21 protein-coding genes are annotated in these 19413 nt (G+C 53.8%); 11 read left to right on the forward strand and 10 right to left on the reverse strand.

Features of this window, described 5'->3' with window-relative positions; genetic code table 11:
* Positions 1 to 36: 36 nt before the first annotated feature.
* On the reverse strand, positions 37 to 852 hold the full coding sequence (locus tag L1I42_RS09815; protein ID WP_236114351.1) for an RNA methyltransferase: 816 nt from the start codon (positions 850 to 852) through the stop codon (positions 37 to 39).
* A gap of 54 nt (positions 853 to 906) precedes the next feature.
* Complete coding sequence (locus tag L1I42_RS09820; RefSeq protein WP_236114352.1) at positions 907 to 1470, reverse strand: GNAT family N-acetyltransferase; 564 nt, start codon at positions 1468 to 1470, stop codon at positions 907 to 909.
* Positions 1471 to 1533: 63 nt separating this feature from the next.
* Between L1I42_RS09820 and L1I42_RS09825 the strand changes: the two genes are divergently transcribed.
* From L1I42_RS09825 to L1I42_RS09835, 3 genes are read left to right on the forward strand one after another with little or no spacing between them, the layout of a single operon-like run.
* Positions 1534 to 1956 carry a GFA family protein gene (locus L1I42_RS09825; protein ID WP_236114353.1) on the forward strand — a complete coding sequence of 141 codons (423 nt, stop codon included), beginning with the start codon at positions 1534 to 1536 and terminating at the stop codon, positions 1954 to 1956.
* 20 nt (positions 1957 to 1976) lie between these two features.
* A complete protein-coding gene (locus L1I42_RS09830; RefSeq protein ID WP_236114354.1) occupies positions 1977 to 2378 on the forward strand; it encodes a GFA family protein in 402 nt (133 codons plus the stop codon).
* Positions 2375 to 2710, forward strand: coding sequence for a TfoX/Sxy family protein (locus tag L1I42_RS09835; protein ID WP_236114355.1), 336 nt, complete (start codon positions 2375 to 2377; stop codon positions 2708 to 2710). The genes L1I42_RS09830 and L1I42_RS09835 overlap by 4 nt, the downstream gene beginning before the upstream one ends.
* Here the strand turns inward: L1I42_RS09835 and L1I42_RS09840 are convergent, their stop codons facing one another.
* Positions 2711 to 3397, reverse strand: coding sequence for a peroxiredoxin-like family protein (locus L1I42_RS09840; protein ID WP_369413094.1), 687 nt, complete (start codon positions 3395 to 3397; stop codon positions 2711 to 2713).
* A 16-nt stretch (positions 3398 to 3413) separates the two neighbouring features.
* On the opposite strand from L1I42_RS09840, the gene L1I42_RS09845 reads away from it, so the two are divergent.
* Positions 3414 to 4067, forward strand: a complete 654-nt coding sequence (locus tag L1I42_RS09845) for an AraC family transcriptional regulator (protein ID WP_236114356.1) — start codon at positions 3414 to 3416, stop codon at positions 4065 to 4067.
* Here L1I42_RS09845 and hpt read toward each other — a convergent pair.
* Positions 4057 to 4596 carry a hypoxanthine phosphoribosyltransferase gene (gene hpt, locus L1I42_RS09850; RefSeq protein WP_369413095.1) on the reverse strand — a complete coding sequence of 180 codons (540 nt, stop codon included), beginning with the start codon at positions 4594 to 4596 and terminating at the stop codon, positions 4057 to 4059. The genes L1I42_RS09845 and hpt overlap by 11 nt on opposite strands.
* 156 nt (positions 4597 to 4752) lie before the next feature.
* Here hpt and L1I42_RS09855 point away from each other — a divergent pair, with 156 nt between their 5' ends.
* Both L1I42_RS09855 and L1I42_RS09860 read left to right on the forward strand, forming a co-directional pair.
* Positions 4753 to 5181 (forward strand): GFA family protein, encoded by a 429-nt coding sequence (locus tag L1I42_RS09855; RefSeq protein ID WP_236114357.1) that lies wholly within the window; start codon positions 4753 to 4755, stop codon positions 5179 to 5181.
* A gap of 332 nt (positions 5182 to 5513) precedes the next feature.
* Positions 5514 to 6266 carry an alpha/beta fold hydrolase gene (locus tag L1I42_RS09860; RefSeq protein ID WP_236115036.1) on the forward strand — a complete coding sequence of 251 codons (753 nt, stop codon included), beginning with the start codon at positions 5514 to 5516 and terminating at the stop codon, positions 6264 to 6266.
* Here the strand turns inward: L1I42_RS09860 and fabF are convergent.
* Positions 6247 to 7524 (reverse strand): beta-ketoacyl-ACP synthase II, encoded by a 1278-nt coding sequence (fabF, locus tag L1I42_RS09865; protein ID WP_236114358.1) that lies wholly within the window; start codon positions 7522 to 7524, stop codon positions 6247 to 6249. The genes L1I42_RS09860 and fabF overlap by 20 nt on opposite strands.
* Positions 7525 to 7805: 281 nt before the next feature.
* Positions 7806 to 8264 (reverse strand): MarR family winged helix-turn-helix transcriptional regulator, encoded by a 459-nt coding sequence (locus L1I42_RS09870; protein WP_236114359.1) that lies wholly within the window; start codon positions 8262 to 8264, stop codon positions 7806 to 7808.
* Between the two features lie 163 nt (positions 8265 to 8427).
* Between L1I42_RS09870 and L1I42_RS09875 the strand changes: the two genes are divergently transcribed.
* The 3 genes from L1I42_RS09875 to L1I42_RS09885 all read left to right on the forward strand — a co-directional run bounded on the left by L1I42_RS09875 (position 8428) and on the right by L1I42_RS09885 (position 11377).
* Complete coding sequence (locus L1I42_RS09875; RefSeq protein WP_236114360.1) at positions 8428 to 9642, forward strand: NADP-dependent isocitrate dehydrogenase; 1215 nt, start codon at positions 8428 to 8430, stop codon at positions 9640 to 9642.
* A gap of 187 nt (positions 9643 to 9829) precedes the next feature.
* Positions 9830 to 10021 carry a hypothetical protein gene (locus L1I42_RS09880; protein ID WP_236114361.1) on the forward strand — a complete coding sequence of 64 codons (192 nt, stop codon included), beginning with the start codon at positions 9830 to 9832 and terminating at the stop codon, positions 10019 to 10021.
* A gap of 108 nt (positions 10022 to 10129) precedes the next feature.
* Positions 10130 to 11377 (forward strand): DUF2254 domain-containing protein, encoded by a 1248-nt coding sequence (locus L1I42_RS09885; protein ID WP_236114362.1) that lies wholly within the window; start codon positions 10130 to 10132, stop codon positions 11375 to 11377.
* Positions 11378 to 11418: 41 nt separating this feature from the next.
* Here the strand turns inward: L1I42_RS09885 and L1I42_RS09890 are convergent, their stop codons facing one another.
* Positions 11419 to 11706: a DUF6958 family protein gene (locus L1I42_RS09890; RefSeq protein ID WP_236114363.1), complete on the reverse strand. Its 288-nt coding sequence runs from the start codon at positions 11704 to 11706 to the stop codon at positions 11419 to 11421.
* A gap of 87 nt (positions 11707 to 11793) precedes the next feature.
* Here L1I42_RS09890 and L1I42_RS09895 point away from each other — a divergent pair, with 87 nt between their 5' ends.
* Both L1I42_RS09895 and L1I42_RS09900 read left to right on the forward strand, forming a co-directional pair.
* Complete coding sequence (locus L1I42_RS09895; protein ID WP_236114364.1) at positions 11794 to 12201, forward strand: DUF1761 domain-containing protein; 408 nt, start codon at positions 11794 to 11796, stop codon at positions 12199 to 12201.
* Positions 12188 to 12502: an ArsR/SmtB family transcription factor gene (locus tag L1I42_RS09900; RefSeq protein ID WP_236114365.1), complete on the forward strand. Its 315-nt coding sequence runs from the start codon at positions 12188 to 12190 to the stop codon at positions 12500 to 12502. Before L1I42_RS09895 ends, L1I42_RS09900 begins: the two co-directional genes overlap by 14 nt.
* Positions 12503 to 12550: 48 nt before the next feature.
* Here L1I42_RS09900 and alaS read toward each other — a convergent pair whose 3' ends face one another.
* The 3 genes from alaS to cckA form a co-directional block, all read right to left on the reverse strand.
* On the reverse strand, positions 12551 to 15205 hold the full coding sequence (gene alaS / locus L1I42_RS09905; protein WP_236114366.1) for an alanine--tRNA ligase: 2655 nt from the start codon (positions 15203 to 15205) through the stop codon (positions 12551 to 12553).
* 180 nt (positions 15206 to 15385) lie between these two features.
* Complete coding sequence (gene recA / locus L1I42_RS09910; protein ID WP_236114367.1) at positions 15386 to 16471, reverse strand: recombinase RecA; 1086 nt, start codon at positions 16469 to 16471, stop codon at positions 15386 to 15388.
* A gap of 259 nt (positions 16472 to 16730) precedes the next feature.
* A complete protein-coding gene (gene cckA, locus L1I42_RS09915; protein ID WP_439651498.1) occupies positions 16731 to 19292 on the reverse strand; it encodes a cell cycle histidine kinase CckA in 2562 nt (853 codons plus the stop codon).
* Positions 19293 to 19413 lie beyond the last annotated feature (121 nt).

Below are 19413 nucleotides of genomic sequence, written 5' to 3' on the forward strand. Positions count from 1 at the left end.
AGGCCTGCAAAAATACCTTCAAAACTGAAAGGACGCCTATTCGGCGTCCTTTTTTTGTTGCTGGCGCTGTTTTTCCCGGTGAGGGTTCGGCCGCTCATGCCGCCGGTCAAGTGCGGCGACAATACCACGAAAGGTCCGCACCTCCTGCACATTGAACTTGGCCCGCCCCAGCATCGAGCGAATATTATTCACCATGGAGGGGCGCTTGTGCGCCACCTTGAAATAGTTCGACCGATCCAGCGCATCTTCCAAATGTTCGTAAAGCCCCACCAGCTGTTCGCGCGGCGCAGGTTCGCCCAAATCGCCGGCAAAGGGCAAATCCTTGGCCCCATTCACCGCCCGCCGCCATTCATAAGCCAGCACCAGCACCGCCTGTGCGATGTTGAGCGAGGCAAAGGCAGGTTCCACCGGCAGGGTTACGATGGAGTCGCAAAGCGCCACTTCTTCATTGTTCAACCCCCAGCGCTCACGACCAAACAAGACGCCCGCCTTCTGGCCGGAATGAATATGCGGCACCATCTGGTTTGCCGCCTCGTCCGGCCCGATCACCGGCTTAAACATATCGCGCGACCGTGCCGTGGTGGCATAGACGAGATTGAGATCGGCGATGGCGTCTTCCACCCGATCAAACACCTGCACCCGGTCAATCACATGATCCGCCTTGGCCGCAGCGCCCCGCGCCCGCTCGCTTGGCCACCCATCCCGCGGATTGACGATGCGCAGATCCCACAGACCAAAATTGGCCATGGCCCGCGCGGCCGTGCCGATATTTTCCCCCAATTGAGGTTCACACAAAATCACCGCCGGGGTGGGTTTCAGCTCAAACCCTTTGGAGCTATCCGTGCCTGCCATGGTCATCGTCCTTCACATAAGTCGCAGACACATAGAGCGGAAGGCCTACAAAAATCAAGACCTATGCGCCCGCCACTCATCTTCCAAAATGGCATAGATATACATATGATCCCACTCGCCCTTGAAAAGCCCATGCTCTCTTAAATCCGCCTCTCGCCGCATATTCAGCTTTTCCATCAACCGCCAGGACGCATCATTGGCGGCAGAGCAGCGCGCGCAAATGCGGTGCAGATTAAACGCGTCAAAACAGACATCCATAAAGGCGTTGGTCGCTTCATAAGCATAGCCTTTGCCCTGAAATTCGGGCGAAAACACATAGCCAACTTCACCCTGCCGCGCTTCTTCATTGAGATAAAACAGCAGCACCTCGCCAATCACTTCGCCCGTCTCTTTCAGCTCCACGGCCAGAAACAGTGCATCGCCGCCGGGCTCCAGCTCCGCCAGCGCCACCCGCTTGTTCAGCGCCTCTTTCATGCCTGCCTCGTCCCTCGGTTCATAGGGCAGATAGCGGCATACATCCGGGTCGGAATGGATGGGAAACAGCGCATCAAAATCATCATGGCGCACCCGGCGCAATCGCAGCCGGTCCGTTTCAATCGGCAAATCAAAGATTTTCATTGGTAAAGGTCGATACTCGCAATTTAGTGAATTGATTCAACGCGGGAAACGCGCAAAACTCGAATGATGAAAGAAGCAGATATTCGCGCGGAATGTGCATGCGGTCAAGCAAAGTTGACACTTTCAGGTCCGCCCAAAACAACGATGCTGTGCGCCTGTAAGGATTGCCAAAAATCCACCGGCACCGACCATGCAGCGCTGGCCATTTGGCCAGAGGATCGGTTGCAGTTTGAAGGCGAAACGACTCATTTTGATACCACGGCAGATAGTGGCGCCACGGTGCATCGCCACCGCTGCACCCGCTGCGGCACGCCTGTCTATGGCATCTCCACGCGCCTGAAGGGGCACCGGTTGATTCCGCTTGGCCTGTTGGGCGAGGCAGCAAACCAATTCGCGCCAAAATCAATGATTTTCGCCCGTTCCAAATATGAATGGGACCACACCAGCGATGGGTTGGCGCAATATGCCACCTATCGCGACAGCTAATTTTCATTTGGGGGGAAAGAATGCAGCAAAAAGGGCAATGCCATTGCGGCCAGGTCACATTTACCGTCACCGGTGAGCCATTGCGGATGGCCTCTTGCCACTGCGGCGCCTGCCGCCGTCTCTCGGGCACCGGGCATATGTCGCAAGCCTTTTATAAAAAGGATCAAGTGGACATTAGGGGCGAAACAAAAACCTATCGCTCGGCCGCGGATTCAGGAGAGATGCGCACCCGTCATTTCTGCCCCAATTGCGGCTCTCGCCTATTTGCAGAACATGACAAACGGCCCGACACCGTTGGCATCGCGGTAGGTACATTTGACAATTCTGACTGGTTCAAGCCACAAGTTGCCCTTTATACGGCCGAGCGTCCAGCCTGGGACTATATGGACCCCGATTTGAAAAAAGCGGACCACATGACATGAGTGAAGAACGCGAAACATTGGCAAATCGCATCCGCAACATCATCGGCGATGATCCTAACATTGAAGAAAAGAAAATGTTCGGCGGCATCGCCTTTATGCTCAACGGCAACATGCTGGTGGGCACCCATAAAGATGGCACGCTGATGGCGCGGGTCGGGCCAGAGCTTTATGAAGAAGCCCTCTCCCGCCCCGGCGCCAAGGTAATGGATTTTACGGGCAAAACGATGAAGGGCTTCATTCATGTGCACCCAGACAAAATTACCGACGACAAGGCCTTACGCACATGGATCGCCCTGGCCACAGAATTTGTCGGCGCATTGCCCCCGAAATAGCTAAACTTCGCCGCGATATTCGCCACGGGCGGGGTAATTTTTCTCAATAACAAAGTCCAGAGCACCCAACATCTCTCTAAAGCTGGGGCGTACAAATGGCATGGTCTGCACTGAGCTGAAATAAAGGCTTCGATCGGGCGAGATCAAAAACAAGCCGGGTTCGGCAAAAAGGTCCGGTTCTTCAACACCCACTGAAGTTTTTCCGTTCGATGTCGAAATAAAAAGTCCCCAATCCCGCGCTTCCGTCAGCGGAAGGCCATAACCAAAGCGCAGATTTTTTGCGTCGACTTTGTCCCGCATCAGTTCAGCTCTATCCTTGGCATCAGAGCTGACCGCGATCACATTTATGCCGCGCTTTTCAAACTCGGGTACCAAGCGATCAAGTTCCGTCAAATACTTAATACAAAGTGGACAGTGATAGCCGCGATAAAAGCAAATCAAGGTGCCGCGTTGTGACTGTTCGTTCGAGAGTTTAAACTCGCCATGATCCAATGTGGCCAGTTCAAGATCTGGTGTTTTTTGTCGTGGAAATAGCATTTGAGCTCCTATCAATTGACTAACCCCACATATAGCAGTACTTTTGATTGTATTGGTATCAATTTTCCGACTTTTTGGACTAATGGCAAAACATGATCGTTTAACAGCGCTCTTTGACAGATTTCGCTTTTCAGTGCGTTCAACATACATTTGCGACGCAAATTTGGTGGCTTATCAAGGCAACAGCTCAACGCAGTTGGTGTTTCAACCCGGCCAATGTATTTCAGAAATTGGTGGCGCCAAACCGCTCTTCACCCTCTATGTGGACTTTGGGCAATTAACCCGTTCCCTCGCCTCTGCGCTGCCAAACGGCTTGCAGGAAACCGTCAAACCCAACAGCGATCTGGCGATGCTTGTTGAATTGATCACCGCCGAGACGAACCAACAAAGATGTGGCGCAAAAGCCGTGATTGAGCGACTAGGCGAGATTTTGATTGTGCGCATTTTGCGCATGCAACTGGACAAGGGTGTTGCGACACCAGGCCTATTGGCAGGCTTGTCGGATGATCGGATTAGCCGCGCGCTTGTGTCCATCCACGAACAACCGGAGCAATTTTGGCGCACGGCTGATCTGGCAGATGTCGCGGGGCTTTCACAGAGCCGTTTTAAAACTCTTTTTGCCGATTTGGTCGGTGAATCTCCAGGCACTTATCTACGCCGCTGGCGGTTGATGCTGGCCAAAGCGGACATCGAGAGTGGGGAACGGGTCGACAAAATCTCGAGAAAATATGGATATAAGGCGCCGGACGCCTTCTCTCGTGCCTATCTTAAGGAATATGGCCAGCGTCCGAAAAAAGCGTCTCTTGAAGCTACTCGATAAACCGCACCTTGCCGATATAGGGCAGATTGCGGTTGCGTTGAGCATAATCGATGCCATAACCCACCACAAACTCATCCGGAATTTCAAACCCGGTCCAGGTGGCGCTGATGTCCACTTCGCGCCGCGATGGCTTATCCAGAAGTGCGCACACCTCAAGCCGCTTGGGCTCGCGCGATTGTAGCATATGCAGCACATGGTTGAGCGTGTGGCCCGTATCCACAATATCTTCCACCACCAAAACATCACGCCCTTCAATCTCGCCGCGCAAATCCTTTAATATCCGCACTTCGCGCGAGGAATGCATGCTGTCGCCATAGGAGGACGTTTCCAGAAAATCCACTTCCACCGGCAGATCAAGCTCACGCACCAGATCGGAAATAAACACAAAAGAGCCGCGCAACAGGCCGACCACAATCAGCTTATTGGTGTCTGCAAAATTGGCCGAAATCTCTTCCGCCAGCGCTTCCACCCGCGCCGCAATGGATTTGGCGGAAATCATCTGGTCGATCACATAGTTAGAATGGTCCATAAGCCCTCACCTTCAGGCGCAATTTAAACAGGCGGAACGCCCCTGTCATCTACACATTACGCTGATCCACAAGCTGAACACCATCTGCCGCATCAACTTAGCTTGTGCGGACATCAGATTTGGCTAATCTGCTCAAAGAGTTGCAAAGAGACCAAAATGAGAGATCAACACATTAAAGCCGGAAAATGCGCCTGCGGCGCCGTCACCTTTAAAGTCAAGGCACCCTACACCTATGGGGCCTGCCATTGTGAAATGTGCCGCCGCTGGTGTGGCGGCCTTTGGATGGGCCTGGTGTGCGATGAGATTGTCGAACTCAATGGCCCGGTACAGGAATGGAACTCCTCTAACATCGCCAGCCGCGCCTTTTGCGCTCAATGCGGCGCGTCCGTCTGGCACAAGCCGAAACAATCGGAAAAGTTCACTTTCGGCCAAGGCTTGTTTGACGACCAGAATGGCTGGACACTCACCCGCGAAATCTGCGCCGACGATCAACCAGATCACTATGCCCTTGCGGACAAAGGGCAAAAATCCTTCACCGGTTGGGGCACGCTCATGGCCGTTCTCACCGGCCGCTTGCCTAAATAGCGTTCTAAGCACCCCGAATCTGGCTCCCAAAAGACTGGCCGAACCGATCAATCTGATCGTCTAAACATTGGCGCCCCTCAAGCAGTGTTCCTCCCACGTAGAAGTTTTACCGCAAGCAAATCTCTATCCCCGCACCCATCAAGACCTCCCCCTTCAAAACAACAAACTGCTCACCCCACATTAAAATAACTTACTCGTCAGTTATAGATTGTTTAAGTTTAGGAGGCAGCAATGACGATGGACAGTCTATATTATGAAGCCTATGGCGACCCAGCGGGTACCCGCTGATCTATTGCCATGGCAGCCCCGGCAGCCATCTGGAAGCCCGTTGGCTGCACCAAACAGCCCTCGATCACAAAATACGCATTATCGCCTTTGATCGGCCCGGTCTGGGTAAAAGCCCGTTCCAAAAATTGACGAATGTGCACAGTGAAGCGGGACTGGTTGAAGCATTGGCCAACAGGTTGCAACTGAAAAAGTTCAGCATTATCGGCCTGTCCGGTGGTGGGGCCACCGCGCTCGCCACGGCATTTCATATGCCAAAACGGCTGCACTTTTGCGCCAGCATGGTAGGCTGGGCTCCCGTTCATGACAATCCGCAATTGCACCAACACCTCGCGCCGGCAGACCGCCTCTTTCTGCGTCTAGCCCGCTATATGCCGTGGCTGTTCCGCTTCGGCTGTGCCTATCTCGGGCACCACCTTCAACGTGATAAAGAGTCTATTCTCAAGCTCATAGCAGGCTCGCTTAGCGCAACGGATAAGGAAGCGCTCAATACCGCCGAATTCAGCGACTTCTTTTTAGAAGACCTCCGCCTCGCCTTCGCACAAGGGGCAAAGGGCCCCGCGCAAGACGCTTATTTACGCTATCAACCGTGGGGCTTTGAACTGTCAGACATCGCCTGCCCGGTGCACCTTTATGCCGCCGAGCAGGACAAGTTTGTGCCCCTTGCCTTTGTCCAAACGCTGCACACGCAAATACCGGAGAGCAAACTGTATATATTTGAACAGGCTGGCCACCTCACCGCCATTCAGCATTTCGATCAGGTGGCCAAAGACTTAAGTGCTATGCACGCCCGAAAATAAGCGTGGCATTCACCCCACCAAAGCCAAACCCGTTCGACAACACATAATCAATATCCCTTTTCACCGGCCTATCCTTGGCCAGCTCATATTGCGCCGCGGGCTCAATCGGATTGTCGATATTGATGCCGGGCGGCACCGTTTGCTCCCGCAGGGCCAGCAGCGAATAGACAGCCTCAATTGCCCCGGCGGCGCCCAACAAATGGCCCACAGACGCTTTGGTCGAGTTCACCGCCAATGAGGTTCCGCGATCGCCAAACACCGTATTGATCGCCGCAATCTCGGCCTCATCTCCCACTGGCGTGGACGTGCTGTGGGCGTTCACATAATCGATCTGGTCCGGCACCATGCCAGCATCCTCAAAGGCCAGTTTCATGGCCCGCACGCCGCCCGCGCCGCCGGGGGCCAACGCCGTCAAATGATAGGCATCAGCACAAGTGCCATAACCCAACACCGTACCCAGAATCTTCGCCCCACGCGCCCGCGCATGGCTCTCGCGCTCCAAAACCAGCGTGGCTGCCCCTTCCGAAAGCACAAACCCCGCATGGTCCTCATCAAAGGGCCGTGAGGCTTTCGCTGGCTCATCATTATATTTGGTGCAAAGCGCCCGCGCCGCGCCAAACCCGCCAATCGAGACAGGATCAACGCAGGCATCCGAACCACCGCACACAGCCACATCCGCCTCACCGGATCGCAACAGGCGCACCCCGTCACCAATCGCCTGGGCCGAGGCAGCGCACGCCGTGATCGGCGAACCAATCGTGCCTTTAAACCCATAGCGGATGGAAATATGACCTGCCGCCATGTTGCCCAAGAAGGACGGTACCGTGAACGGTGACAGGCGGCGCGGCCCCTTCTCGCGGATCACTTCGGTGGCTTTTGTAATGGCCGGAAAACCGCCAACCCCGGTGGCGATCACCGTGGCGGTGCGCTCTTGCTGTTCCACGGTTTCGGCCACCCAGTTCGCCTGTTTCAACGCTTCAACCGTTGCGGCCATGGCATATTGAATAAACAAATCCATCTTCTTTTGATCTTTGGGATCAATAAAATCATTGGCATCAAACCCTTGTGGATCATTTTCTTTGCTGGGCACCAGCCCGGCCACTTTTGCGCTATAGTCGCTCACGTCAAACCGGTCATTTTTCACAATGCCGCTCTGCCCCGCCAACAATCGCGTCCAGTTGGTCTCAACACCCACACCCAGCGGCGACACAGCACCCATGCCGGTCACCACAATCGGATCTTCAAATTTTGGTCGCATATCGCTCTCCATTCTCGTGTATATACACTAAGTTACACCCATTAAGGCGCACCATCCCGGGCTGCCCCTCAGGTCAACCGCATTCACCAAACGCCTTCGCGTCTACATCATTCCATACTCACCGGGCGCTACAGCTCACTGACACTCATCGCACCAAGCTGCTGAATACATGGCCAATAACCAAATCCATTGCCAATCACCGAATACAACGTGCCATCACGCCCCTAAGACAACATATTCCACTCTTTGTGTATATACACAAAATTAGGCAAATAATAGGCTCAGCATTTGGCCACCCGCCGCAGCACATTCAGCGCCGCATCCAGTTCTTCCCGGCTCACCACCTGCAAAATCGCCTCCTGCGCTGCCCGCCAATGGGGCACCATCTCTTCAAACAGCGCCTGCCCTTTCGGCGTCAGGCTATAAACCACGCCATTGCCCTTGTCGGCCCGGCGCTTCTGCACCACGCCTTTCCGCTCCAGCAACGCCAAATTGCGCGACAGGGTGGAACGCTCAATCGCCAGATAGTCCGCCAGCGCCGACACGGAATCATGCTCCGCCCCGGCCAGCGAGGCGATCAGCGAGAACTGCTCTGTCGTGATCTCAAATCGGCCCAACCGCTTGGCAAAGCTGCGTGTCATCATGCGCGATGCCGCGCGCGTGTTGCGCAACACGCATCTTTCCAATTCTTTTTGCGCTTCCTGGCTTTGCGCATCCCAATTTTTGACGTTTTTATTCATACCGCCCTTTTGCCGTGTATTTACACATACGTCAAGCGCATTTGATCATGTCATTTGTGCACCAATCAGCCTTTGCCTTTTTCGCCACAAATGCTATAGGGGCGGACGAACTCCCGCCTCACTTATGGCGGGCCTCCCAACATTTTAGCTTTGCGGAGTTCTCATGAGCAAAATTAAGGTTACCAATCCGGTCGTCGAACTCGATGGCGACGAGATGACACGGATCATCTGGCAATTCATTAAAGATAAGCTGATCCACCCCTATCTCGATATTGATCTTGAATATTACGACTTGGGCATTGAGGCGCGGGACGCGACCGATGACCAGATCACTGTAGACGCAGCAAACGCCATCAAAAAACACGGCGTAGGCGTTAAATGTGCCACAATCACCCCGGATGAAGACCGCGTTGAAGAGTTTGGCTTGAAGCGCATGTATCGCTCGCCAAACGGCACCATCCGCAACATTTTGGGCGGCGTTATTTTCCGCGAGCCCATCATTTGTCGCAACGTGCCGCGCTTGGTTCCCGGCTGGACCCAGCCGATCATCGTTGGCCGTCACGCTTTTGGTGACCAATATCGCGCGACAGACTTCAAATTCCCCGGCAAAGGCAAATTGTCCATCAAATTTGTTGGTGAAGATGGCCAGGAAATCGAGCACGAAGTGTACGATGCGCCAAGTTCAGGCGTGGCGATGGCCATGTACAATCTGGACGATTCCATCCGTGATTTCGCCCGCGCCAGCATGAACTATGCGCTGAACCGCAAAGTGCCGTGCTACTTGTCCACCAAAAACACCATTTTGAAAGCTTATGATGGCCGCTTCAAAGACCTCTTCCAGGAAGTCTATGAAGCTGAGTTTAAAGACAAGTTCGAAGAAGCCAAAATCTGGTACGAGCACCGCTTGATCGACGATATGGTGGCCTCTGCCCTTAAATGGTCAGGCGGCTATGTTTGGGCCTGTAAAAACTATGATGGCGACGTGCAGTCTGACACCGTGGCCCAGGGCTTTGGCTCACTCGGCCTGATGACCTCTGTGTTGATGTCACCTGATGGCAAGACTGTTGAAGCCGAAGCGGCGCACGGCACTGTGACACGCCACTACCGTCAACACCAAAAAGGCGAAGCCACATCAACCAACTCTACAGCGTCAATCTTTGCTTGGTCACGTGGTCTTGCCCACCGCGCCAAGCTGGACGACAATGAAGAACTGGCCAATTTCGCTGCCACTTTGGAAAAAACCGTCATCGACACCATCGAAGGCGGCCAAATGACCAAAGATTTGGCGCTGTTGGTTGGCCCGGATCAGGAATGGCTCTCCACCATCGGCTTCTTGGAAGCGATTGACCAGAACCTGCAAAAAGCCCTGAGCAAATAAGCTAAGAGTTTGAGTCAAGAAAAGCCGCGAAGATATTGTCTTCGCGGCTTTTTCTGTTTGAAGCACACTGATTGAACAATCATAACTTTGCAACGCCCCCTGCATCGCTTATTTCATCACCAATATGTGTCTTAGCAACAACAAATGGTGACTTTATGCGAATTACCCCGCCAAAGCCGTCGCGGCTGTGAAACAGACCACCAGCTTGACGCAATTTGCAAAATTCAGCGCTGTTGGACTGGCGCTCGGTGCCATATTGGTCAGCGCTAATCCGGGCTGGGCTGACGAGAGTCAGGTTTATGATTTCTCCGGCTTCACTAAAATCGAAATTTCGGAGTCAATTGATGGGTTTGTGACGCAAGACGATCGATATCCATAAGTATGGGATACCCTGCTCACTAGGCAGTTCAGCAGATTAAAAATATCATATTTGCACATGCGACGTTGCGAGCTATGATAAGCCTGTTTTCTCACGTGGCGGCAAATCATGTTCGTATCCAAGTTTTTCTTTCTGCTAAAACAACTCTTGTCTGAAATTTGGGTGCGTCTGACAGCCTTCTCATTATTGGCCGTCATGACCGCGCTGGCCGCCATCGCTTTGCGGCCCTTTCTGCCTGAATCGTGGTTGTGGGGACTCAGTGGCCAATCGGTGGAAACCATCTTGAACATTATCGCATCCTCAATGCTGGCGGTTTCAACCTTTTCATTGGGCATAATGGCAAACGCAATGACTGGCGCAGCCCAATCGACCACGCCACGAGCTACCCAGCTACTACTGGGCGACAAAACCTCGCAAAACGTACTCACTACGTTTCTTGGGGCTTTTATATTTGCTTTGGTCGGTATTATCGCTTTGCATATGGGCGTTTATGACGAAGGGGGCCGTATGGTCCTGCTGGTCACCACGATCATCATTTTGGTGATTATTTTGGCCTCGTTTATTCGTTGGATTGACTTGCTACGTGTATTTGGCCGAATTCCGGATACGCTCGACCGGGTGGAAAAAGCCACGCTTACAACCCTGGAAAATTGGCAAGTCGATCCTCATTTGGGGTGCAATCCTTATCGCGAAGGTGAACTGAAAACCGCGGATTGGACTCCAATTCACGCACCCAACTCCCAATTTGTGCAGCATGTCGATCTCAAGGCGTTGAATGAATTCGCCCAAGAACATAATGCACGCATTCTGGTTGCCGCCCAGCCCGGTGCCTTTGCTTGCCCCACAATGCCGCTTGCTTGGAGTTCAAAAAAGCTGGAAAACGACGAGGTCGATAAGATCCTGAGCCGTTTTCATTTGGCCAATGAACGCACATTTGCACAGGACCCAGAGTTGGGGTTCATCATCTTAGCAGAGACAGGTGCCCGCGCCCTTTCAGCTGCGATCAATGACCCAGGGACCGCAATTGATTGCCTCAATCGTGGTCAGCGTATTTTGCTTCAATTTGAGCCCGAGGGCTTTGATTCGCCTGACTACGAACATCTCTGGATTTCTCCGGTGCCCTTGGAAAAGATATTGAAATCGCTTTTTACCGCAATCATGCGCGATGGTGCTGAAGTATTTGAGGTCCAGGCCACCATCGTGCGCTGCATCGAAGATTTATTGGCGGCCAACAAACATTTGTTCTTTGAGCCGCTTCAACCGCTTATTCGCAAACATATTGACTATATTGAAGCCGGATCGTTATTGAATGACGAAAAGCAGGACCTTTTGGCGCGGCTAAAAAAGCTGCAATGATTGCCCAATTGCAGATATTTTCGTCGCACCACTCTGCCTGCCTACGAAACTAACTCAACCATCTGCCCACCCGCTTTGCGGTTACAAATCACCTCCCCGCGCGCTTCCAAATCCAGCTTGACTGTAGTGAGATACCAGCTTACTGACCCGTCAAATTTGCCCTGCAACTGGTCCTTCACCGCCACTGTCAACTCTTTAAACCGCAGCGGCCCCCGCGCCCGCAAAGTCTCGAGAATAGCGGTGCGCATGGCCTCATATTTGTGCTGCTCAATGTTTCCCCCCGCGCGCCCTTCCGGGTGCTGCGTCAGGATACGCCCTGTCTGTCCCATCATTCGCTCCTTGCCAACTCATGTATGTGACGATATGATCACGTTACTATTTAGTCACATGTTAAATTACAGGTCAAGGAGATGATAATGGATTTGAACTGGATTGCGATTATCGGCGCTGCCATCGGCATGCAGATATTGGGCGCCTTGTGGTGGATGCCCTTTATGTTCGGCAAGCCATGGATGCGGGCCATGGGTGTCACCCAGCATGATCTGTCGCTCAGCGGTGTGCCCACCGGATTGGCCTATGCGGGAGCGTTTAACGCGAACCTGCTGATCGCCATCGGCCTGGCGGTTCTGTTTGCTCTTGTGTCCCCTGCTGGGCTGATCATGGCGCTCCTGTGGGCTGCGGGCACGTGGCTTGCCTTTGCGCTTAGCGTTAAAACCAAGACCAGCCTGTTTGAAGGACGGACGCTGCCCATTTTCTTGATCAGTGAAGGCCAAGAATTGGCCGCGTTTCTGCTGGCCGGAGGCATTCTCAGTGTCTTCACCTAGATTTGACGCCGCCAATCTGTCCCCAGAGGAGCTGAAATGCGACTTGCTGTTCAAGGCATTGGCCGACTATAACCGCCGCATGATTTTGCAAGCTGTAGTGGATCAGCCTGAGATCAATCTCACCGATCTTTGCAGCTTTTTCCCCATGTCGCGCTTCGCGATTATGAAACATATCAGTGTGCTGGTCAGCGCGGAATTGCTGACTGTGGAAAGCGATGGCAAATTCAAGCGCTATCGGGCGCAGCTCGCACCGCTCGAAAGCCATCTGATGCCCTGGCTGCACCAGTTAAACAGCACATAAAAAAGGCCGCCCACAAGGCGGCCTTTCTCAATCAATGATAAACGCGCGTTACTCCGCGAGTTTCGCCCGCACAGCGTCAATCGCGTCTTGTGCCTTGTCCGCATTCGGGCCGCCGCCTTGCGCCATATCGGGCCGGCCACCGCCGCCCTTGCCGCCCAGCTTTTCAACGGCGAGCTTCACAAAGTCCACAGCGCTCAGCTTGTCGGTCAAATCATCGGTGACCCCGACAGCAACGCCAACTTTGCCATCATCGCCAATGCCCACAATGGCCACCACGCCGGATTTGATCTGGTCTTTGCCCTGATCCACCAGCCCGCGTAATTCCTTGCTCGGCAGGCCCTCGGCCACGCGACCCATAAAACTGATCTCGCCGACTTTTTCCACTTCGCTGCCGCCCCCGGCACCGCCGCCCATGGCCAATTTTTGCCGCGCATCGGCCAATTGTTTTTCAAGCTGCTTGCGCTCTTCAATCAGCGCGTCCACGCGGCTCACCACATCTTTGGGCGACACTTTCAGCCGGTCGGCCAGCTGCCGCACCCGGGCTTCCTGCTCGGCAAAATAAGCGCGCGCCGCGTCACCGGTCAGCGCCTCAATCCGGCGCACACCGGAGGCCACGGCACTTTCGCCCACAACGGCCACCACGCCAATTTCGCCAGTGGCTTTCACATGGGTGCCACCACACAATTCCATAGAATAAGGCTTGTTGCCCTTATTGTCGTTCAGCGGCTTGCCCATGGAAACCACGCGCACTTCGTCGCCATATTTTTCGCCAAACAGCGCCATGGCCCCGGCCTCAATGGCGTCATCCACTTCCATCAGGCGGGTCTCAACTGGGCTGTTCTGCAGCACCACTGCATTGGCCATTTGCTCAATTTTTTGCATTTCAGCCTGCCCCACCGCTTTGGTGTGGGAAAAGTCAAAGCGCAACCGATCCGGCGCCACCAGCGAGCCTTTTTGTGCCACATGGTCGCCCAATGTCTCGCGCAGCGCTTCGTGCAGAAGGTGCGTTGCAGAGTGGTTGGCCCGAATGGCTTGCCGACGGGAGGCATCCACGCTCAAATGCAGCGCATCGCCCACCTTCACGGTGCCATTTGCCACTTTCGCATGATGGGCAAAAACACCAGCCATTTTGGTGGTATTGGAAATCTCCACAGCCACATCTTCTTCATGTGCCCGACCAGTATCACCCACCTGGCCGCCGCTTTCCCCATAAAACGGGGTCTGGTTGAACACCAGAATGCCGCTCTCACCCGCGCTCAGCTGATCGACTTCGGCGCCATCTTTGACAATGGCCACCAACTCGCCATCCGCCTGCTCGGTTTCATAGCCTAAAAACTCTGTCGTGCCCTTCTCATCGGCAATCTTGAACCAGATGGCTTCAGATGCAGCGTCGCCAGACCCGGACCAGTTTTTGCGGGCTTCGGCCTTTTGGGCCGCCATGGCTTCATCAAAGCCCTTCTGGTCGACCTCAATGCCCCGCTGGCGCAATGCATCCTGGGTTAAATCAAGCGGGAAACCATAGGTATCATAAAGCTTGAATGCGGTGGCACCGTCCAGCGTCGCCCCTTTGCTCAAATTTTCGGTTTCGTCCTCAAGGATCTGCAAGCCGCGGCTCAAGGTTTTAAGGAAGCGCTCTTCCTCAAGCTTGATGGTTTCCTTGATCATCGCTTCACCGCGCGACAGTTCCGGATAGGCTTGGCCCATCTCTCGCACCAAGCTGCCCACCAGCTTGTTGATCACCGGCTCATTAGTGCCCAGCAAAGTCGCGTGACGCATGGCGCGGCGCATGATCCGGCGCAGCACATAGCCCCGGCCCTCATTGGAGGGCAGCACGCCCTCAGAAATCAGGAAAGACATAGACCTCAAATGGTCGGCAATCACACGGCGGCTCTGGTCGCCCTTATCGCCAATATCGGTGTTGGTGACATCGGCGACGCCGGCCAACAGTGATTTGAACATGTCGGTTTCATAATTGTCATGGGTGCCTTGCAACACCGCGGCGATGCGCTCCAAACCCATGCCCGTATCGATGGACGGACGGGGCAGATTTGTACGGTCACCATTGGCGTGCTGTTCATATTGCATGAACACCAGGTTCCAAATCTCAATGAAACGATCGCCATCTTCTTCGGGACTGCCTGGAGGCCCACCCCAAATATGCTCCCCATGATCGTAAAAGATTTCAGACGACGGACCGCACGGGCCGGTATCGCCCATCATCCAGAAATTGTCATTGGTGGCGATACGGATGATTTTGTCATCGTTCAAGCCAGCGATCTTTTTCCAAAGGTCAAACGCCTCATCATCCTCGTGATAGACAGTGACCAGCAGCTTGTCTTTGGGCAGGCCAAGCTCCTTATTGACCATCTCCCAGGCATGTTCGATCGCCTGCTCCTTGAAATAGTCGCCGAACGAGAAATTGCCCAACATTTCAAAAAATGTGTGGTGACGCGCTGTGAAACCTACATTGTCCAAATCATTGTGCTTGCCCCCGGCGCGCACACATTTTTGGGCACTGGTGGCGCGGCTATAGTCGCGTTTTTCCACACCGGTGAACACATTTTTGAATGGCACCATGCCCGAATTCACAAACATCAGGGTTGGATCATTGCGCGGCACCAAAGGCGCGCTTTCGACCAATTCGTGATCATGCGAGCTGAAATAATCAAGAAACTTGGAACGAATATCGTTTACGCTGGTCATAAATCTCTATTGGCCTTGCACAAATGGTCAGAACTTGAGGCGGTTTTACACGCCACAACCCGCCCTGTCTAGCGCTTCAATCGGGCGCAAAGCCCGTCCTGACAACAAAAAGGGCGCCGATCAAATCAGCGCCCAAATGGTCAGCAAGGATAAAGTCTAAAATCAGACCATGGTGAGGATCTACTTGTCCGACTTATCGTCAAGCTCCGCCTTCTCTTCTTGCGGCGGCGCAATCATATTGTCGGTCAAAAGCCCGGCACTCTCGCGCACACCACTTTCAATCTCATAGGCGATTTGTGGGTTATCTTTAAGGAACTGACGCGCATTCTCACGCCCCTGCCCCAAACGCTGGCTGTCGTAAGAGAACCAGGAGCCTGATTTCTCAACCAGCCCGGCCTTCACCCCAAGATCCAGCAATTCACCGGTTTTGGAAATGCCTTCGCCATACATAATATCAAATTCAACCTGACGGAATGGTGGGGCAAGCTTGTTCTTCACCACCTTCACCCGCGTCTGGTTGCCCACCACCTCATCACGGTCCTTGATGGATCCAATCCGGCGAATGTCCAAGCGCACAGACGAGTAGAATTTGAGCGCATTACCACCGGTTGTGGTCTCAGGCGAACCAAACATCACACCAATCTTCATCCGGATCTGGTTGATGAAAATCACCATTGTTTTGGAGCGGGAAATAGAGGCGGTCAGCTTGCGCATAGCTTGGCTCATCAAGCGGGCTTGCAAGCCAGGCAGACTGTCGCCCATCTCACCTTCCAGTTCGGCCTTCGGCGTCAATGCCGCCACCGAGTCCACCACAAGCAAATCAATCGCCCCGGAACGCACCAGCGTATCCGCAATTTCCAGCGCCTGCTCGCCTGTGTCCGGCTGTGAAATGAGTAAATCATCAATATTCACGCCAAGTTTGCGGGCGTAGACCGGATCCAGCGCGTGTTCAGCATCCACAAAGGCACAAATACCACCTGCTTTTTGCGCTTCCGCAATCGCGTGCAGCGTCAGCGTGGTTTTACCGGAACTTTCAGGTCCAAACACTTCCACGATCCGTCCCCGTGGCAAGCCACCGATACCCAGCGCAATGTCCAGGCCCAAAGACCCTGTCGGCACAGTTTCAACTTCTACGGCGGAGTTCTCGCCCAACCGCATCACAGAGCCCTTGCCGAAATTGCGCTCAATCTGGGAGAGCGCAGCTTCAAGAGCTTTATTCTTATCCATAGATCCCCCTTCGACCACGCGAAGCTGTGAATTTGCCATATGCCCTCTCCTTATTCCAAAGTCCAAGGGCCCTTGCAAATTTATTCGGACCCGGGGTGATATATAATTTGTACTATATTTGTTCTCATATTTTCACCCATATGTCAATCCAAATAAACATCTGAAATATATGCGAAATTTAAATTTGTTCTTTTTTTGATCCAAAACACATGCAAATTAACCAAGTTCAGCGTCCTGTCCCCGCGCAACTTAGGATTGTCACGCCAAGGGGCCAGTTGAAGAGAATCAGGCGCGTCGCCTAGTCCTGGTCATCCTCGCCGTCAGTTTCCCCAGACAGCACATTTTTCACCTTCGCTGCCAACTGTTTTAGCGAGAACGGCTTGGGCAAAAATTCAACACTGACATCGTCTTCTAGACCTTTACGGACATTTTCTTCCGCATAGCCGGAAACAAAGATCACCTTAATGTCTGGATATTTTTCACGCATTTCGCCCAACAAGGTCGGGCCGTCCATTTCCGGCATCACCACGTCGGAGATCAGCAAATCGATCTCGCCGTCAATATCCTCGAGCACCTCAAGAGCTTCCACGCCACTATCCGCTTCATGCACCTCATAACCGGCAGAGGCGAGCGCCCGGGCAGAGAAGGCCCGTACGCTATCCTCATCCTCAACAATCAGAATGCGCTCCTTGCCCGTCAAATCGCGCCGCTGGTGGGCCGCACGCTCCGTCACCTCTTTTGTCACCTGGGCATAACGCGGCAGGAATATCCGGAAAGTAGTGCCTTTGCCCAACTCGCTATCGGCATAAATGAAGCCGCCCGTTTGTTTCACAATCCCATATACTGTAGAGAGCCCCAGCCCAGTGCCCTTGCCAATATCTTTGGTGGTAAAGAAGGGTTCAAAGATTTTCTCCATCACCTCTTGGGTCATGCCCGTGCCGGTGTCCTCCACCTCGATCAGCACATAATCTGCCGCTGGCATACCGCGATAATTGAAGGTAGCGGCTTCGGCTTCACCCACATTGCGGGTACGAATATTCACTGACCCGCCGTCCGGCATCGCATCGCGCGCATTCACCACCAGATTGATCACCACCTGCTCAAGCTGCACATGGTCGGCCCGCACCGGCCAGAGCTCGGCCGCATGTTCCACACTCAAACTGATGCTGTCACCAATCAGCCGCTTGAACAGAACAGTCAGATCATCCACAAGCAAAGAGACTTCCAACACTTCCAGCCGCAAAGTCTGCCGCCGAGAGAAAGCCAGCAATTGCCGCACCAAACCGGCAGCGCGGTTGGCGTTCTGCTTGATCTCCATCGTGTCCTTAAAGGACGGGTCGTTGGGCCGCAAATTGAGCAGCAACAGATCAGAAAAACCGATGACCGCCGTCAAAATATTGTTCAAATCATGGGCAATGCCGCCGGCCAATTGCCCCACGGCCTGCATTTTCTGGCTCTGCGCAAATTGCTGTTCCAAAATCCGCTGCTGCGTCGTGTCCAGCGCGTAAACAATGGCACTTTCACCCTGTTCATCAGGGTCCTCAATGCCAGACACATAGAGCCGCACACTGCGCTCATTATCGCTCTTAAGCACCGCATCCACCGGATCAATCGAGGATTGGTTGGCATTGGCCTGTTCCAGCGCAGTCAGCAATTTGCCCTTGGCGTCATCAGCCACAAAATCGGCTAGCGGCAAGTGATCAGTGGCCCGCTCGCCGCGCTCATTATCAAAAGTGCGCATAAAGGGCGCGTTGGTACGCAAAATCCGGCCCTCAGAATCCACCGCCGCTATCGCAAACGGCGTATCATTAAAGAAGCGGGAGAATTTGACCTCTGCCGTGCGTAATTCTTCAGACAAGTCTGCGCCTTTTGAGCGGTCCAACACCAGTGTGCGCGTCTCGCCCAAATCGCCTTCGGCCAGCCGCGCTGCCCGATGCAACAAGCGCACTGGCAAATTGGTGCCGTCACGTTTCACAAAATCAATATCGATGATTTCGGTTTTGATCTGCCCATCGGCTGAACCGCCTAGCAACAGGCCAGACCCATCACCGCGCACAATTTCTGAAAGATGGATCGACCCGGTTTCAAATTCTGCCAAATCATATCCCAACCAATTGGCCAATGTGGCGTTGAGATATTGGATCTGCCCACTGCCATTGGTGGAAAAGAAACCGGCGGGTGCATGATCGAGATAGTCGATCGCGCGCTGAAGCTCCAAAAAGATATTTTCCTGCTTGGCCCGATCGCGCGAAATATCTTCCACGCTCCACATCACCAACGGTTTGCCCCCGGCTTGCTCCACAGCAGGTAAAGGTTGCACCCGCACCCGATACCAGATCGGCATATCCGGCGTTTCGCCGGTCAAAGATGTGGTCAGGCGAATATCCTCGACCCCGCGACGACCTTCCTGCGCCGCCCGCGACAAGCGATAAATCGGCTCGGCCGCTTCAGGCGCGCTCGCGAACAAGCGCGGCACACTGGCCAACGCCGTTCGGTCCAACCCCGCCACCAGCTCGCCATAAGCGGCATTGGCATAAACGATACGCCCATCCCGATCGGCAACCACAGCGCCATAATCAAGACTGTCAACAATTGCGTTTTGCAGTGCTGGGCCATCATCACTATGGGCCAATCGAAACAGCCCCGCTGCCATGCCGAATAGGCTGAAAACGCCCAAAACAGCCAGCAAGCCGAGCACAAGCATCAATATATCAGCGGAAATCTGATCGCCATAAAAGGCATAAACCACCGCAAGGCCAACGAAAAATAAAGTCAGCACCACCACGCGCCAAAGCCCGGGATTGCCCAGAGACTTTTTCACGGCAGGTTGCGGATATGTGTCCTCTTGAAGCGGGGTCACCGCCATAGTCTATGCCCTCTCACACTACTCTTGATTGGCGTTGAGAATCACCAAAATTAACCCTTCATAAATCTTTGCGCCAATTACGTCCAACCACAAGGGAAAGGGGGAATTATTTTCT

The sequence above is a fragment of the Maritalea mediterranea genome, from assembly GCF_021568695.1.
GTDB classification, from domain to species: Bacteria; Pseudomonadota; Alphaproteobacteria; order Rhizobiales; family Devosiaceae; genus Maritalea; species Maritalea mediterranea.

Bases quoted from the DNA above. Each gene is read 5' to 3' on its own strand.
- L1I42_RS09830 (WP_236114354.1), top strand. From the start codon at position 1,977: ATGCAGCAAAAAGGGCAATGCCATTGCGGCCAGGTCACATTTACCGTC.
- L1I42_RS09890 (WP_236114363.1), bottom strand. From the start codon at position 11,706: ATGGGACAGACAGGGCGTATCCTGACGCAGCACCCGGAAGGGCGCGCG.
- recA (WP_236114367.1), bottom strand. From the start codon at position 16,471: ATGGCAAATTCACAGCTTCGCGTGGTCGAAGGGGGATCTATGGATAAG.
- fabF (WP_236114358.1), bottom strand. From the start codon at position 7,524: ATGCGACCAAAATTTGAAGATCCGATTGTGGTGACCGGCATGGGTGCT.
- L1I42_RS09815 (WP_236114351.1), bottom strand. From the start codon at position 852: ATGGCAGGCACGGATAGCTCCAAAGGGTTTGAGCTGAAACCCACCCCG.
- L1I42_RS09840 (WP_369413094.1), bottom strand. From the start codon at position 3,397: ATGTATGTTGAACGCACTGAAAAGCGAAATCTGTCAAAGAGCGCTGTT.
- L1I42_RS09835 (WP_236114355.1), top strand. From the start codon at position 2,375: ATGAGTGAAGAACGCGAAACATTGGCAAATCGCATCCGCAACATCATC.
- hpt (WP_369413095.1), bottom strand. From the start codon at position 4,596: ATGGACCATTCTAACTATGTGATCGACCAGATGATTTCCGCCAAATCC.
- L1I42_RS09820 (WP_236114352.1), bottom strand. From the start codon at position 1,470: ATGAAAATCTTTGATTTGCCGATTGAAACGGACCGGCTGCGATTGCGC.
- L1I42_RS09875 (WP_236114360.1), top strand. From the start codon at position 8,428: ATGAGCAAAATTAAGGTTACCAATCCGGTCGTCGAACTCGATGGCGAC.
- L1I42_RS09855 (WP_236114357.1), top strand. From the start codon at position 4,753: ATGAGAGATCAACACATTAAAGCCGGAAAATGCGCCTGCGGCGCCGTC.
- L1I42_RS09895 (WP_236114364.1), top strand. From the start codon at position 11,794: ATGGATTTGAACTGGATTGCGATTATCGGCGCTGCCATCGGCATGCAG.
- L1I42_RS09825 (WP_236114353.1), top strand. From the start codon at position 1,534: ATGATGAAAGAAGCAGATATTCGCGCGGAATGTGCATGCGGTCAAGCA.
- L1I42_RS09885 (WP_236114362.1), top strand. From the start codon at position 10,130: ATGTTCGTATCCAAGTTTTTCTTTCTGCTAAAACAACTCTTGTCTGAA.
- L1I42_RS09870 (WP_236114359.1), bottom strand. From the start codon at position 8,264: ATGAATAAAAACGTCAAAAATTGGGATGCGCAAAGCCAGGAAGCGCAA.
- alaS (WP_236114366.1), bottom strand. From the start codon at position 15,205: ATGACCAGCGTAAACGATATTCGTTCCAAGTTTCTTGATTATTTCAGC.